Below are 14,471 nucleotides of genomic sequence, written 5' to 3'. Positions count from 1 at the left end.
TGGAAGAACCATGTATCAGGAGGGTGCCGCCGCACTACCGTGAGATGTCGGTTCGGTTCGACCACCCGGGACCAGCCATGAGCGGTGACTACCTCGACTTCGACATCGCCCTGACCCGCGAGGGCCAGGGATACGCAGCGCACGTGCTCGACTCCCCTGCGGGGCAGGCGTCCACACCCTTCACGCTGCCGTTCGGCGCCGCCGACCTGGCCCGGTTCATGGTGGCGGTGGGCCCACCCCGCGTCACCTCCCGCCGGCTCGTGCCGGCGGAGTCCCGTGTCGTCGACGTGCGCGAGTACGGACGCCGCCTGGCCGACGCGCTGCTCGCCGGAGACGTCGGACGCGCCTTCCGCGCCAGCCTCGCCACCGCGACGGCACAGGGCCGTGACCTGCGGCTGCGGCTCCGCCTCGAAGCCGTGCCCGACCTCGACCCCGTCCCGTGGGAGTACCTGTACGACAAGGGGCTCGAGCGTTTCGTCGCGCTGTCCCAGGAGACGCCCGTGGTGCGCCTGCTCGACGCCCTCGACCGACCACCGGTCGTCACCGTCGAACCGCCGCTGCGGGTGCTCGTCATGGTGAGCAGCCCCTCAGACCTCGAGCCGCTGGCCGTCGACCGCGAGAAGCAGCTGCTGCGGGCCACGACCGGGGACCTCGTCGCGGCAGGCCTGCTCGAGGTCGTCGTCGTCGAGGACGCGACGCTCATCTCCCTCCAGCGGGCCCTGCTCGACGACTACCACGTCTTCCACTTCATCGGCCACGGCGGCTTCGACGAGCAGGCGCAGGAGGGGGTGCTCGCCCTCGAGCATCCCGACGGCACGGCGCACCTGGTCAGCGGCGCCCGGCTCGGCACGCTGCTGCACGACGCGCGGAGCCTCCAGCTCGCCGTCCTCAACGCGTGCGAGGGCGCCCGGACGTCAGGGCGCGACGCGTTCTCCGGGGTGGGGCAGGCGCTCGTGCGCCAGGGGCTGCCGGCGGTCGTCGCGATGCAGACCGAGATCTCCGACCGGGCCGCCCTCGTCTTCAGCCACGAGTTCTACTGGTTCCTCACCCGCGGCCTCGGCATCGACGCCGCGATGTGCGAGGTGCGCAAGGCGATGGCGGTGTCGGACGAGGCCGCCGAGTGGGGCACGGCGGTGCTGCTCCGCTCGGGGTCGGAGCAGCCGTTCGCCTTCATCGGGCCCACCTCTGCCGCAGGACGGCCGGCCGGCTCGGACGCGTCGGGCGCCGACCCTCAGGCCCGCGAGGCCCGTCTCGCCTCGCTCTACACCGCCGCCCAGGGCGCCATCGCCGCCGCCGACACGACGACGGCGCTGCCGATGCTCGAGCAGATCGCGGCCGAGCGGCCCGACTACGCCGACGTCACCGCGCTCATCGAACGAGTCCGACCCGACGCCGGGCCCACGGGCGCGGACGCCCTGCGGCACCCGGTGCCGGTGGTCGGCGTCAACCCGCGCCCGCAGACGTTCCCGCATGAGCACGAGCAGCAGCCGGAGCCCGTGCAGCCCGAGCCCGTGCGCCCCGAACCGGTGCAGCCCGAGGCGCCCGAGCAGCCAGTGCCCGTCCGGCCGGAACCCCAACGGCCGGAACCCCAACGGCAGCAAGGGAACCGGGGCAGAGGAATCGGCCGATGGGTCCGCCTCGCCGTCCTGGGCGTCCTCGTCGCCCTCGGCCTCGTGGCCTGGCGTACGCTGCCCTCGCTGCTGCAGAAGGCCGACCCGCTCGTCGCGGCGGCGTGCGGCACCAGCACCGTCGACCCCGGCGCCACCGACTTCACGATCGGCTGCGCGCCGGTCGCACCGGTCGTCGACGGCTCGTTCGACGACTGGCGCTCGGTGACGACCCGCGTCATCGACACGCCAGTGCCGGACTTCGCACGTGTCCCGGTCAACGGGCTGTCGGCAACGTGGCAGGCCCTGTGGGACAAGGACGCCCTGTTCCTCCACGCCGTCGTCACCGACCCGACACACACCACCGTCGTGGCCGGGCAGCCGAGCCAGTGGTGGCGCGGTGACGCCGTGTCGTTCGAGGTCGGGCCCGACCCGCGCGCCCTGCCCCCGTCCGCCCCGCTCCGCAAGGGCAAGGACTTCCACGTCGTGCTCGGGCTCCTCGACGACGGCGACCGCGGGGCCGCGGCCGCGGTCAACGTCGTCGGCACCAGCTCGAAGGGGCAGGTCGTGTTCCCCACCGGGTCACGGCGTCCGAAGATCGCGGTCGTAGCGCGCCCGACCGACACCGGCTACGAGCTCGAGGCGCGGGTGCCGTGGTCGGAGATCGGGCGGTCGGTGCCTCCGGCGCGCGGCGAGGTCCTCGGGTTCAACGTCAACGTCAGCGACGCGCGCGGCTCGGGCGCCGACTGGGTGCTGCGCACCATGCTGAGCAGCAACCCGAGCCGCTCGGGCGCCAACCAGAACCACCCCGGCACCTGGCAGACCCTCGCCCTCGGCGACTCGGGGTGAGCGTGTCCGGCCGCCTGCACGCCCTGCTCGTCGGGGTCGACGCGTACCCGCCGCCGGTCCCGGCGCTGCAGGGCTGCGTCAACGACGTCACGGTCTTCGCCGAGGTCCTGCGACGCCGTGTCGGCGACGACGCCCTCGACCTCCTCGTCGTGACCGACGCCGCGGCGACCCGCGAGCGCGTCACGGCCGCCTTCACCGAGCACCTGGGCCGGGCCGGCCCCGAAGACACCGCCCTGTTCTACTTCAGCGGCCACGGGTCGCAGCAGGACACACCCCCGGAGCTGTGGTCGATCGAGCCGGACCACCGGAACGAGACGATCGTCTGCGTCGACAGCCGCTCGGACGGCGGGTGGGACCTCGCCGACAAGGAGGTGGCCACCCTCGCCGCGGACGTCGCCGCGTCCGGGTGCCACCTGCTCGTCGTCCTCGACTGCTGCCACTCCGGCGGCGGCACGCGCGACGTGGACGAGGTGGTGCGCCTGGCCCCGGAGGACCGTCGGGTGCGCCCGGCGAGCTCGTTCCTGCCGGGCGTGGTCGCGGCCTCGGACGCTGGGCCCCCGATGCGTGGGGTCCCTCGGTGGGCGACGCCGGCCGCTCGGCACGTGCTCCTGGCCGCCTGCCGGTCCTCGGAGAAGGCCCGCGAGGTCACGGTCCTCGGGCGCCAGCGTGGGGTGATGTCAGCGGCCCTCGAGGCGACGCTGCTCGCCTCGGACGGCCGCCCCTCCTACCGCGACGTGCTGCGCGCCGTCACCGCCGAGGTGCTCGGACGCGTCGAGGAGCAGCACCCGCAGCTCGAGAGCACCGACGCCTCCGACCTCGACCGTCCCTTCCTCGGCGGCGCCCTGCCGGCGACCCCACGGCCGCTGACACTGAGTCGCCTGCCGGACGGGTGGTCGATCGACTCCGGGGCGGTCCACGGCGTGCCCGAGCCGATCGGCGACGACACGACCGAGCTCGCGGTCTACCCGCTGACCGGCGAGACGTCGGGGGCACCACTCGCCGTGGCGACGGTGACGCGCGTGCTCCCCGACCGCAGCCTCGTCACGCTCGACCCGGAGCTCGACGCCTCCTTCGTCTACCGTGCCGTTGTCACATCGATCCCCTTGCGTCCGTTGACCGTTCGCGTCACCGGTGACGACGTGGGAACCGCCGCCCTGAGGCGCGCCGCCGAGGAGGCCGACCACACGCTCGTCGACCTCGTCGACGCGGGCGAGCCCGGCGCGGACTCCCCCGGGCTCGTCGTGGAGTCGACACCCGGCGGGTTCGTCATCACCCGGCCCGGCGTGCCGCGTCCGCTCGTTCCCGTCGTGGCGGGCGCGGGGGGCGAGGAGCGCACCGTCGCGGCACTCGAGCACGTCGCACGCTGGCTGCGCCTGTCCACCCTGACCAACCCGGCCACCCACCTGCCCGCCGACGCCGTCCGCCTCGAGGTGAGCACCCCCGACGCCGGGGCCACCGCCCCCACGGGCGCCGGCGGCACGCTCGGCGTCACCTACACGGCCCAGGGGGCGCCCCGGTTCACGGTGACGGTGACGAACACGACCGACGCCCCGCTCTGGGCGGCGCTGCTCGACCTCACCGAGACCTACGGCATCTTCACCGACGCGTTCCCGGCAGGATCGGTGGCCCTCGGTCCCGGCGAGTCGACGGCGGTCGACCTCGTGGGCCAGGTGTCGGACGCGCTGTGGGAAGCCGGGACGGTGTCGGTGACCGATGTGCTCATGCTCGTCACGAGCACCCTCGAGTTCGACCCGCGCACCCTCGAGCAGGACGAGCTCGACGTCACGGCGCCGCCCGCCCCCGCGGGACCCGTGCGTGGTGTCGACGCGTCGGTCGCGCTCGGCACGAGCGACCCCGCGACGTCGCTCGACGGAGTGCTGCGCAGCGTCCGGACGCGCCGGGCCACCCCGGTCGCCCGGGCCTGGTCGGTGGCCGACTGGCGCACCGACACCGTCCGCGTCGTCACGACGCGGCCGCGCGCCTGAGCGACGCGGCCCGGCGCGCGGGCCTCAGTCCTCGGGCTCCCACTCGACGAGCCCGTCGAGGGGCCGGCGGTCGCCGTCGATGTCGAGCACGTCGACGGGCAGGCGCCCGTACATGAGCAGGACGAGGTCGCTCGCCGTGGCCGAGCCCGTGACGTCCGGCTGCCCGGCTCTCACGGCCCCGGCGAGGCGCTCGGCCCGGGCTCCCTCGGCCGACAGCTGCAGGCGCCACGCCGCGCCCTCGGTGGCCCGGTAGACGACCGTCGCCGACTCGTACGGCCACGGGCTCGTCGTCGCGACGCACGTCGACAGGAACTCCTCGACGCCGTCCAGCGCCACCTCGCGCGGCAGCGGCACCGGCTCGCCGACAGCGGCCTGCGCGTCCCACGTGTGGACCGCGACCTCCTGCAGCTGGTGCCGGGCGACCGCCCCGCTCGACTGCGGCGACTGCGACCTGGTCCACCACGTCCAGCACGGCCGGTCCGGACCCGCCTCGCGGAGCGCGTCGAGCAGCTGCTGCGTCGACGTCGCGAGCCAGGCGTCCAGGGCCGCGCGCTCGCGGGGCGCGGTGGCCTCCTCGGGATCGGGCTGGACGCGTCCGGTCGCGGCGGCGCCGAGGGCGACCGTGGCGGCCCACGACCGGCGCCCCGCGCCGATGTGCTGGGCGAGGTCGGCGAGCGTCCACCCCGGGCAGGAGGGCACCGGGGCGTCGAGGTCGGGCGCGGACGCGATGACGGCGCGGAAGGCGGTCGCCCGCTCGTCGATGAGACGCAGCAGGTCGGGGAGTTCGAGGGTGGGGTGCACGAGGGATGTCTAGCAGTCCGGGCCGTACCGGCCCAGTGGTTTTCGCCTCTGCGCCGCAAGGCCGCACCTGCAGGACAGGCGCTGAGGGGAGCCGTCGGCTCCGCTGCGCTCCGCCGCCTCCCGAGTCCCCCCATACACATCCGGAAATGAGAGAAAGACCGGACGAAAAGCGTGTCCGGTCTTTCTCTCATTTGTGGAGCTGAGGGGACTCGAACCCCTGACCCCCTGCATGCCATGCAGGTGCGCTACCAGCTGCGCCACAGCCCCTTTCGGGTGTCGTCTCCGTGAGGCGACTGCGTAACCATAGCGGGTTCCGCGCCCCGATCCCAAATCCGGTGGTGGAGCGACCGATCCGGGCAGACCGGGTCACGCAGGACACTCCGCGGAGCCGCCCTCAGACGGTCCAGGGACCCAGGTTCCAGCCGCTGATGCGCCACCGGGTGAGCGCCGAGAAGCTCTTGGAGACCTCGACGAGCTCGATCCAGTGGCAGTTGTCGAGGCCCCGGAACACGGTGTCGGAGACGTCCTGGTCCAGGCCCACGAGGTCACTCGCGGCGACGCGGGCCGACACCCCGTGCGCGACGACGACGGCCGTCTGGCCGGGCTCTAGCGCGTCGGCCACCTCGCGCAGCGCCGCACCCGCGCGCACGGCGACGTCGGCGCGGGTCTCCCCCGTGACACCGCGCGGGGCGTCCTCACCGCGGTCGAGGGCCGCGACGACATCGGGGTACTGCTCACGCACGTCGTCGGCGTGCATGCCCTGCCACTGCCCGACGTGCACCTCCCGCAGCCGCTCGTCGAGGCGCACCGTCCGACCGGTCAGCTCCGCGATGGCCTCTGCCGTCGACGCGGCCCGCTGGAGGTCGCTGGAGATGACGAGAGCCGGCTCATACGCCGCCAGGTGCGGCGCCGCGGCCTGCACCTGGGCGCGTCCCCGGTCCGACAGGGGGGTGTCCTTGTGCCCCTGCCAGACGCGGGCCGCGTTGTCGACGGTCTCGGCGTGGCGGACCAGGACGATGCGCCGTGGCGCAGGACGGTCGGCGCTCACGCCTCGTCCGACGCGGGCCGGGCCGGCGCGTCGACGTGCGTGAGGTCGATCTCGGGGCAGTCCTTCCAGAGGCGCTCGAGGGCGTAGTACTCGCGCTCCTCCTCGTGCTGGACGTGCACGATGATGTCGCCGAAGTCGATGAGGACCCAGCGGCCCTCACGCTCGCCCTCGCGACGGATCGGCTTGCTGCCGAGCTCGCGGAGGCGGTCCTCCACCTCGTCGACGATGGCGCCCACCTGGCGCTCGGAAGCGGCCGAGGCGATGACGAAGACGTCGGTCAGCGGCATCTGCTCGCTGACGTCGATCGCGACGACCTTCTCGGCGATCTTCTCCTCTGCCGCGGCGGCGGCCGCCTTGGCGAGCTGGAGCGAACGGTCTGCTGCGGTCACTGGTCTCCTTGTGGTGCGCCGGCGAGCTCGGGCTGCGCGGGCAGTCCCGAGTAGAGCCGGTACTTGTTGATGTACTGGACGACGCCGTCCGGGACGAGGTACCAGACCGGCTCGCCCCCCGCCACGCGCGCGCGGCAGTCGGTGGAGCTGATGGCCATGGCCGGCACCTCCTGGAGCGTCACGCGGTGCTCGGGCAGGCCCTTGTCGGACAGCTCGTGCCCGGGGCGCGTGACGCCGATGAAGTGGGCGAGGTCGAAGAGGAGCTCGGAGTCCTTCCACGACAGGATCTCGGCGAGCGCGTCGGCGCCGGTGATGAAGAACAGCTCGGCGCCCGGGCGCTCGGCCCGGATGTCACGCAGGGTGTCGATCGTGTACGTCGGTCCGGGGCGGTCGATGTCGACGCGGCTCACGGTGAAGCGGGGGTTGCTGGCCGTCGCGATGACGGTCATGAGGTAGCGGTCCTCGGCGGGCGAGACGTCCTGGGCGGCCTTCTGCCAGGGCTGCCCGGTGGGGACGAAGACGACCTCGTCGAGGCCGAACAGCGACTGGACCTCGCTCGCGGCGACGAGGTGGCCGTGGTGGATCGGGTCGAACGTCCCACCCATGACGCCGAGGCGCATGCTCAGTGGTGCGGTCCGTTCGGGTCGACGCCGGCACCCGGGGCGCCGTGCTGCCGGCGGCGGTTCTGGGCCACCTTGTAGGCGGTGTTGCGGAAGCTCCACGTGATCCCGAGGAGGACGAGGAACACCGAGAAGGCGATGAGGAAGTAGGCGATCACCGGCATGGGAAGCTCGCGGGTGGCCTCCTGGGTCTCGGCGGCCAGGGCGAGGACACGATCAGACATGGGGTCAGCCTATCGTCCGCGCCCGGTGCAGCCACGCGTGCCCGACCGAGCCGAACGGCTCGTCCCCCCGGGCGACGGCCGCGAGGACGGTGTCGCGGGTGGCCTCGGCGAGCGCCACGACCTCGGGCGGGTAGCCGAGGCTGACCCGGTGCTCGTCGAACTCGTCCTCGTCGTCGACGTAGAGGTGCCCCTCGCGGGTGAGGACGACGTCGAGGTCGAGGTCGACCATCGTCACCTCCCACTCGGGCCCCTCGGTACCCCAGTGGTCCAGGGCCGGGTCGCGGCGCTGCCAGCGCGGCACGGTCGTCATGTCGACGTAGACGGAGATCTCCTTGTCGTCCGGGTAGAACCCGGCTGCCCAGCCGCCGTCGTGCGGGGCGAGCGACACCCAGTCGTGCTCCCCGAAGAAGTCCGCGCCCGGGCGGACGCAGCGGGTGCCGGGCGGTGCGTACCACCAGTGGCCGTGCTCGTCGGACCCTACGTACACGCCGGTCCACTGCCAGTGGGGACGCTCTCCCCACTTCGTGAAACGACCGGCGACGGGGGTGCCGGGGGCCAGGCCGCCCGGTGGCGGCTCGTCGGTGGGATGTCTCACCCGGGCACGCTAGCGCCGCCCGCGCGTGCGCGCGACAGCGCGGGCACAGCGAGCTGACAGGGGGCACCCATCGGCGGCCGTACCCTTGTTCGCATGGTTCCCGAGCTGTCCGTGGTCATCCCGATGTACAACGAGGAGGAGGTGCTCCCCCTCCTCGTGCAGCGGCTACGCCCGATCCTCGACGGGCTCGGCTCGCCGTACGAGGTCGTCGCGGTCGACGACGGCAGCAAGGACCTCACGGCGGCGCTCCTGCAGCGCTACCACCGCGAGTGGCCGCAGCTGCGGGTCCTGCGCCTGCGCGCGAACGCCGGGCACCAGGCCGCGATCTCGGCGGGGCTCGTCAGCGCCCTCGGCGACTACGTCGTGACGATCGACGCCGACCTTCAGGACCCGCCAGAGATCATCCCCCAGATGCTCGCGGCGGCGAAGGACGACGGCGTCGACGTCGTCTACGGCGTGCGCAACGACCGCTCCACCGACACGTGGTTCAAGCGGGTCTCGGCCCAGTCGTTCTACCGGCTCATCCAGCTCATGTCCCCGACGAGCGCGCACGCCGACGCGGGCGACTACCGCCTCATGTCGCGGGCCACGGTCGACGCGATCAACAGCCTCCCGGAGCACAACCGCGTGCTGCGCTTCATCGTGCCGGCGCTGAACTTCCCGTCCGACACCGTCGAGTACAAGCGCGAGGAACGCGCGGCGGGCGACTCGAAGTACCCCCTGATCAAGATGATCAAGCTCTCGCTCGACTCGCTCACCGGCTTCTCGACGGCGCCGCTGCGGGTGGCGACCTTCGCCGGGTTCGCCGGTGCGGTCCTCGCGGTGCTGCTCTTCCTCTACACGCTCGTCGCGCGCGCCCAGGGCCACACCGTGGCCGGCTGGACCTCCACCGTCGCGATCGTCTCGGGCGTCGGCGCGGTGCAGCTGGTCTGCGTCGGCATCCTCGGCGAGTACATCGGGCGGATGTACGCGCACATGCAGGGCCGGCCGACCTACTTCATCGCCTACGACTCGATGACGGCGGCCACCGCCGGGCACGGCCCGACCGACACGCCCCTGCCGGCGCAGCCCTCAGACGCCCACCTCGTGGCGCACCCGGCCGACGCGTCGGTGCACGTCTCGGCGGTCTCGGCGGACGCGGCTGATGCGTCGGTGCCGGTCACGCCCGACACTGCGGGCCACGTGGCGCCCGCCGGCGACGGGCACCCCTCGGCGCAGGCGGGTCAGCTGCGCGGCTGAGCCCGCACAAGGAGGCTGACGCCGGGCAGCCCGCCGACCGGCAGGTACCGCTCGGCGGTGATGATGGCGCGCAGTCCGAGGTTGACCACGGGGTTGAGGTCCTCGAGGTCCGAGCCCGAGCTCGTCCGGCGCCGCATCGCGACGACGGGGCGCAGCAGCACGTTCCACGACCGCACGTCGGCGACCTCGAAGCCGCCCCGGTCGAGCAGGTCGACCAGGCCCTCCCGGGTGTAGCGCCGCACGTGGTCGACGGCGACGTCGTGGCTCGACCACAGGCGCGGGTCGGCCGGGACCGCCACGAGGTAGGTGCCACCCGGGCGCAGGATGCGACGCACCTCGGCCACCGCCGCGTCGTCGTCCTGGAGGTGCTCGAGGACGTCGAAGGCGACGACGAGGTCGAGCGAGTCGGAGGCCAGCGGCAGGTTCGTCGCGTCGCCGCGCAGCGTGGCCAGCCCCCGCTCGTGGGCGACCGCCGCGCCGTCCGCGCCGTACTCGAGCGCCACTGCGTCCCAGCCGTGCTCACGCAGAACTCGGGTGTTGCCCCCTCCCGCGGCGCCGATGTCGATGGCGCGTCCGGGAGCGAGACCGGTGATGGCACGGGCGAGCAGGTGACGCCGCTCCCGGTACCACCAGTGCTCGTCCTCGAGCTGGGCGAGCTTGCGGACCTCGGTGCCTTCCATGACGGCACATCATGCCATCCGGGTCGCCGCGCGAGACCCCGGTGGTCGGGCGGTTGCGCTGATCCCACGAAGTCGGCAGCGGGCTCCCACCGCCGGCGCAGGAACCGCTCAGCGGACGTGCCCGTCGCCCTCCACGACCCACTTGGTCGTCGTCAGCTCGGGCAGGGCCATGGGGCCGCGGGCGTGCAGCTTCTGGGTCGAGATGCCGATCTCGGCGCCGAAGCCGAACTCCCCGCCGTCGGTGAACCGGGTGCTGGCGTTGACCATGACGGCGGCGGCGTCGACCTCGGCGGTGAACCGCCGTGCGGCGCCCCGGTCCTCGGTGACGATCGCCTCGGTGTGCCCGGTGCCGTACCGGCGGATCCGGTCCATCGCCTCGTCGAGGTCGTCGACGACGGCTACGCTCATCTCCAGGCCGTGCCACTCCGTGCCGAAGTCGGTCTCGGACGCGAGATCGTAGGCCGCGCCGGCGGCCTCGGCGTACTCGGACACCTCGGGCGCGACGTGCAGGCGCACGCCGGCGCCGGCGAGGTCGGTCAGCGTCTTGGGCAGGAAGTCGGCGGCGACGGCGCGGTGCACGAGGAGTGACTCGGCGGCGTTGCAGACGCTCGGGCGGTGCGTCTTGGCGTTGAGGGTGATGGCGCGCGCCTTGTCGAGGTCGGCCGCGCGGTCGACGTACACGTGGCAGACGCCGACGCCGGTCTCGATGACGGGCACGGTGGACTCGGTGACGACGGTCTGGATGAGGTCGGCGCCCCCACGCGGGATGACGAGGTCGACGCGCCCGCGAGCGGTCATGAGGGCCCGCGCGGCATCGCGGCCGCCCTCCTCGAGGAGGTTGACGGCGTCGGCCGGGAGCCCTTGCGCCGCGAGGGAGCCGCGGAGCGCCTCGACGAGCGCGTGGTTGGTGCTCGCGGCGGCCGACCCGCCGCGGAGGATGACCGCGTTGCCGGACTTCAGGGCGAGCCCGGCGGCGTCGACGGTGACGTTGGGGCGGGCCTCGTAGATCATCCCGATGACGCCCATCGGCACCCGTACCTGGCGGATCTGCAGGCCGTTGGCAAGCGTCGAGCCGCGGACGACCTCGCCGACCGGGTCGGGCAGCGCCGCCACGTCGCGCAGGGCCTGGGCCACTGCGGCGACGCGCTGCCCGTCGAGGCGCAGGCGGTCCTGCAGGCTCTCGGACATCCCGGCCTCGCGGCCGCGGGCGAGGTCCTCGGCGTTGGCCGCGACGATGGCCGTGGTGGCGGCGTCGACGGCGTCGGCGAGGGCGAGCAGGGCGGCGTCCTTCTCGGCCCGTGACATGAGGGCGAGCCGGCGGGAGGCGACGCGTGCGCCGTCGGCCACGTGTGCCACGTGCTCGACGACGGCGGGGTCGATCGTCCGTTCCATGGTCCAAGGGTAGGTCGGCGCCACGTCGGCCCTCGCCCCGTTTCCGCGGGCTGGACGACGGCCCGGCCCCGGGTGCTCAGTCGAAGACGCTGCTGTAGGCGTTGAGGGCCGGCTGGCCGCCGAGGTGGGCGTAGAGCACGGTGGAGTCCTTCGGGATCTCCCCCGACGTGACGAGGTCGACGAGCCCTGCCATCGACTTCCCCTCGTAGACGGGGTCGATGATCATCCCCTCGAGCCGGCCGGACAGCCGGATCGCCTCCACGGTCGAGGCGACCGGGACGCCGTAGAGGTCGCCGGCCCAGCCCGCAAGGACGGTCACCTCGTCGTCGCGCAGGTCGCGCTCGAGGCCGATGAGCGCAGCCGTGTGTGCGGCGATGCGCCCGACCTGGTCGCGGGTCTTCTCGAGGGTGGCCGACGCGTCGATGCCGATGACCCGCCGCGGGCGTCCACCGGCGTCCTCGAGGGCGGCGAAGCCGGCGATCATGCCGGCGTGGGTCGAGCCGGTGACGGTGCACACGACGATCGTGTCGAAGAAGACGCCGAGGTCCCGCTCCTGCCCGGCCACCTCGTACGCCCAGCTCGCGAAGCCGAGTCCACCGAGGCGGTGCTCCGACGCGCCGGCCGGGATCGCGTACGGGTGACCGCCTGCCTCCTCGACCTCGGCGATGGCCTCCTCCCACGAGGGGCGGATGCCGATGTCGAAGCCGTGCGGGTCGAGCCGGACGTCGGCGCCCATGATGCGCGAGAGCAGGATGTTGCCGACGCGGTCGTTGACCGGGTCGTCCCAGTCGACCCACCGCTCCTGCACGAGCCGGCAGCCGAGGCCGAGCTTCGCCGCGACGGCGGCGACCTGCCGCGTGTGGTTGCTCTGGTAGCCGCCGATCGAGACCAGGGTGTCGGCACCACTCGCGAGCACGTCGGGCACGATGTACTCGAGCTTGCGGGTCTTGTTGCCGCCGAAGGCCAGGCCGCTGTTGACGTCCTCCCGCTTGGCCCAGACGTCGGCGCCGCCAAGGTGGGCCGTGAGGCGGTCGAGCCGGTGCACCGGGCTGGGGCCGAAGGTCAGCGGGTAGCGCTCGAAGTCATGGATCGACACGATGGATCTCCTTGCAGGTCAGGCGTTCTCGGACTCGAGGGTCTCGATGAGGGGGCGGAGGGTCTCCCAGGTCTCGTGGGCCACGTCGGCGGCGGCCGCGGCGTCGCCGGCCGCACACCGGTCGATGATCCGCTCGTGGAGGGCGACGGACGCGCGGCCCGGGAGCGAGCCGAACCGGAGCCGCTCGAGGCGGCGCAGCACGGGCGTGAACTGGTCGAGGACGCTCTCGACGGCGGCGTTCGCCGCGGCCCGCACGGCGACGGTGTGGAAGGCGTCGTCGGCGGTCACGGCAGCCTCGGCGTCGCCCCGGCGCAGCGCATCGGCGAAGCGGTCGTTGGCCTCCCGCATGGCCTCGAGGTCGGCGGGCCCGAGCTGCGGCACCGCCTGTTCGACGGCGAGCCGGTGCATCGAGGCGACGACGGCCTGCGCGTCGCGGATGGCGCGTGCGTCGAGGGTGGCGACCGTCGTCGACCGGCCCGGGGCCGCGTGGACCAGCCCCGCCTGGCCGAGGCGCAGCAGCGCCTCGCGCACGGGCGTGCGGCTCACCCCGAGCCACGCGGCGAGGTCCTGGTCGCGCAGGCGCTCCCCCGGCGTCAGGGTGCCGTCGACGATGGCGTCGCGCAGGCGCTGGTGCACGTCGTCGCGCAGGAGCGGTCGCGGCGCGAGGGACTCGCTCGGGATCGGCATGCAATATATTGCACATCGCTCGGCTCGCGGTGTCAACGACGACCTGCCGGACGTGGACACCGCACCCGGGCGGGCACACGCGTCACTACAGTCGAGCCGTGTCTCCCCGATCCGTCATCGCCACCGCCCGGCGCCTCGTCGTCAAGGTCGGGTCGAGCTCGCTGACGGGTCCGGACGGCGGCATCGACCACGACCGGCTCGTCGCCCTGTCCGACGCCCTCGCCCGACGCCACGGCGACGGCACGCAGGTCGTGCTCGTCAGCTCCGGCGCCATCGCCGCCGGCATCCACCCGCTGCGCCTCGGCACGCGTCCGCGCGACCTCGCAACCCAGCAGGCCGCGGCGTCGGTCGGCCAGGGCGCCCTCCTCGCCGGCTACACGGCGGCCTTCGGCCGGCACGACATCACCGTCGGGCAGGTGCTGCTCACCGCCGACGACGTGACGCGTCGGACCCACTACGCCAACGCCCGCCGCACCCTGGAGCGCCTCCTCGACCTCGGCGTCCTGCCCATCGTCAACGAGAACGACACCGTGGCCACCTCGGAGATCCGCTTCGGCGACAACGACCGGCTCGCGGCCCTCGTGGCCCACCTCATCGACGCCGACGCCCTCGTGCTGCTCTCCGACGTCGACGCGCTCTACGACGGCCCGCCCACGCGCCCCGGCACCACCCGCATCCCGCTCGTCCGCGGCCCCGAGGACCTCGTCGGCGTCGAGATCGGCGGGAGCGGGTCGAAGGTCGGCACCGGCGGCATGACGACGAAGATCGAGGCGGCACGCATCGCCACCGCCGCGGGCGTCGTCACGACCGTCACCGCGGCCGACCGCGTCGTGCAGGTGCTCTCCGGCGACGACGTCGGCACCGTCTTCCTGCCCATCGGCGTGCGCGGTCGCTCGCGCCGCCTCTGGCTCGAGCACGCGACGACGGCACGCGGGCGGCTCGTCGTCGACGACGGCGCCGTCGCGGCCCTCGTGCACCGCAAGAAGTCGCTGCTGCCCGCCGGCATCGTCGCCGTGGAGGGCACCTTCCACGAGGGCGACCCCGTCGACGTCTGCGGGCCCGACGGCACGGCCGTGGCCCGCGGCCTCGTCAACTACGACTCCGCCGAGCTGCCCGCGCTCCTCGGCCGCTCGACGCGCGAGCTGGCCCGCGACCTCGGCCCCGAGTACGAGCGCGAGGTCATCCACCGCGACGACCTCGTCGTGCTCTAGGCGAACTCAAGAGGACACGACAGAAGCGGCCACGCGTCCGGGTGGGCG

The 14,471-nt window shown here is 73.6% G+C and carries 14 protein-coding genes and 1 tRNA gene; 4 read left to right on the top strand and 11 right to left on the bottom strand.

The genetic code is table 11. The features are described from left to right. Positions 1-77 precede the first annotated feature (77 nt). Positions 78-2,456 (top strand): CHAT domain-containing protein, encoded by a 2,379-nt coding sequence (locus RY076_RS15750; protein WP_323099752.1) that lies wholly within the window; start codon positions 78-80, stop codon positions 2,454-2,456. A 2-nt stretch (positions 2,457-2,458) separates the two neighbouring features. After that, positions 2,459-4,441: a caspase family protein gene (locus tag RY076_RS15745; protein WP_323099749.1), complete on the top strand. Its 1,983-nt coding sequence runs from the start codon at positions 2,459-2,461 to the stop codon at positions 4,439-4,441. Positions 4,442-4,465: 24 nt separating this feature from the next. Here RY076_RS15745 and RY076_RS15740 read toward each other — a convergent pair whose 3' ends face one another. The 7 genes from RY076_RS15740 to RY076_RS15710 form a co-directional block, all read right to left on the bottom strand. Further along, the gene (locus RY076_RS15740; protein ID WP_323099747.1) at positions 4,466-5,242 is read right to left on the bottom strand and encodes a maleylpyruvate isomerase family mycothiol-dependent enzyme; all 777 of its coding nucleotides are present in this window, start codon (positions 5,240-5,242) and stop codon (positions 4,466-4,468) included. A gap of 194 nt (positions 5,243-5,436) precedes the next feature. Next, positions 5,437-5,509, bottom strand: a tRNA-Ala gene (locus tag RY076_RS15735). A gap of 127 nt (positions 5,510-5,636) precedes the next feature. Next, positions 5,637-6,290 carry a histidine phosphatase family protein gene (locus tag RY076_RS15730; protein WP_323099745.1) on the bottom strand — a complete coding sequence of 218 codons (654 nt, stop codon included), beginning with the start codon at positions 6,288-6,290 and terminating at the stop codon, positions 5,637-5,639. After that, positions 6,287-6,679 carry a ribosome silencing factor gene (rsfS, locus tag RY076_RS15725; RefSeq protein ID WP_323099743.1) on the bottom strand — a complete coding sequence of 131 codons (393 nt, stop codon included), beginning with the start codon at positions 6,677-6,679 and terminating at the stop codon, positions 6,287-6,289. The genes RY076_RS15730 and rsfS overlap by 4 nt, the downstream gene beginning before the upstream one ends. After that, positions 6,676-7,299 (bottom strand): nicotinate-nucleotide adenylyltransferase, encoded by a 624-nt coding sequence (gene nadD / locus RY076_RS15720; RefSeq protein ID WP_323099741.1) that lies wholly within the window; start codon positions 7,297-7,299, stop codon positions 6,676-6,678. Before nadD ends, rsfS begins: the two co-directional genes overlap by 4 nt. 2 nt (positions 7,300-7,301) lie before the next feature. Continuing rightward, the gene (locus RY076_RS15715) at positions 7,302-7,523 is read right to left on the bottom strand and encodes a hypothetical protein (protein ID WP_323099738.1); all 222 of its coding nucleotides are present in this window, start codon (positions 7,521-7,523) and stop codon (positions 7,302-7,304) included. Between the two features lie 4 nt (positions 7,524-7,527). Beyond that, the gene (locus tag RY076_RS15710; protein WP_323099735.1) at positions 7,528-8,118 is read right to left on the bottom strand and encodes a DUF402 domain-containing protein; all 591 of its coding nucleotides are present in this window, start codon (positions 8,116-8,118) and stop codon (positions 7,528-7,530) included. Between the two features lie 93 nt (positions 8,119-8,211). Between RY076_RS15710 and RY076_RS15705 the strand changes: the two genes are divergently transcribed. After that, the gene (locus RY076_RS15705) at positions 8,212-9,357 is read left to right on the top strand and encodes a glycosyltransferase family 2 protein (RefSeq protein ID WP_323099733.1); all 1,146 of its coding nucleotides are present in this window, start codon (positions 8,212-8,214) and stop codon (positions 9,355-9,357) included. On the opposite strand, the gene RY076_RS15700 is transcribed toward RY076_RS15705, so the two are convergent. The 4 genes from RY076_RS15700 to RY076_RS15685 all read right to left on the bottom strand — a co-directional run bounded on the left by RY076_RS15700 (position 9,342) and on the right by RY076_RS15685 (position 13,212). Continuing rightward, positions 9,342-10,037: a class I SAM-dependent methyltransferase gene (locus RY076_RS15700; protein WP_323099731.1), complete on the bottom strand. Its 696-nt coding sequence runs from the start codon at positions 10,035-10,037 to the stop codon at positions 9,342-9,344. The two genes, RY076_RS15705 and RY076_RS15700, sit on opposite strands and share 16 nt — an antisense overlap. A 108-nt stretch (positions 10,038-10,145) precedes the next feature. Further along, entirely contained in the window at positions 10,146-11,429 is a 1,284-nt protein-coding gene (locus RY076_RS15695) for a glutamate-5-semialdehyde dehydrogenase (protein WP_323099728.1), read from the bottom strand. A gap of 76 nt (positions 11,430-11,505) precedes the next feature. Further along, positions 11,506-12,525, bottom strand: coding sequence for a 1-aminocyclopropane-1-carboxylate deaminase (locus RY076_RS15690; protein WP_323099726.1), 1,020 nt, complete (start codon positions 12,523-12,525; stop codon positions 11,506-11,508). Between the two features lie 18 nt (positions 12,526-12,543). Further along, complete coding sequence (locus RY076_RS15685; protein ID WP_323099723.1) at positions 12,544-13,212, bottom strand: GntR family transcriptional regulator; 669 nt, start codon at positions 13,210-13,212, stop codon at positions 12,544-12,546. 98 nt (positions 13,213-13,310) lie between these two features. On the opposite strand from RY076_RS15685, the gene proB reads away from it, so the two are divergent. After that, complete coding sequence (proB, locus tag RY076_RS15680; RefSeq protein WP_323099720.1) at positions 13,311-14,423, top strand: glutamate 5-kinase; 1,113 nt, start codon at positions 13,311-13,313, stop codon at positions 14,421-14,423. Positions 14,424-14,471: the final 48 nt, after the last annotated feature.

This window comes from Intrasporangium zincisolvens (assembly GCF_034724055.1).
GTDB classification, from domain to species: domain Bacteria; phylum Actinomycetota; class Actinomycetes; order Actinomycetales; family Dermatophilaceae; genus Monashia; species Monashia zincisolvens.
The sequence above is the reverse complement of the archived record's forward strand: the minus strand, read 5'-3'. Positions and strand labels throughout refer to the sequence as shown.

Bases quoted from the DNA above. Each gene is read 5' to 3' on its own strand.
- RY076_RS15715 (WP_323099738.1), bottom strand. From the start codon at position 7,523: ATGTCTGATCGTGTCCTCGCCCTGGCCGCCGAGACCCAGGAGGCCACC.
- RY076_RS15685 (WP_323099723.1), bottom strand. From the start codon at position 13,212: ATGCCGATCCCGAGCGAGTCCCTCGCGCCGCGACCGCTCCTGCGCGAC.
- RY076_RS15750 (WP_323099752.1), top strand. From the start codon at position 78: ATGAGCGGTGACTACCTCGACTTCGACATCGCCCTGACCCGCGAGGGC.
- RY076_RS15695 (WP_323099728.1), bottom strand. From the start codon at position 11,429: ATGGAACGGACGATCGACCCCGCCGTCGTCGAGCACGTGGCACACGTG.
- nadD (WP_323099741.1), bottom strand. From the start codon at position 7,299: ATGCGCCTCGGCGTCATGGGTGGGACGTTCGACCCGATCCACCACGGC.
- RY076_RS15700 (WP_323099731.1), bottom strand. From the start codon at position 10,037: ATGGAAGGCACCGAGGTCCGCAAGCTCGCCCAGCTCGAGGACGAGCAC.
- RY076_RS15705 (WP_323099733.1), top strand. From the start codon at position 8,212: ATGGTTCCCGAGCTGTCCGTGGTCATCCCGATGTACAACGAGGAGGAG.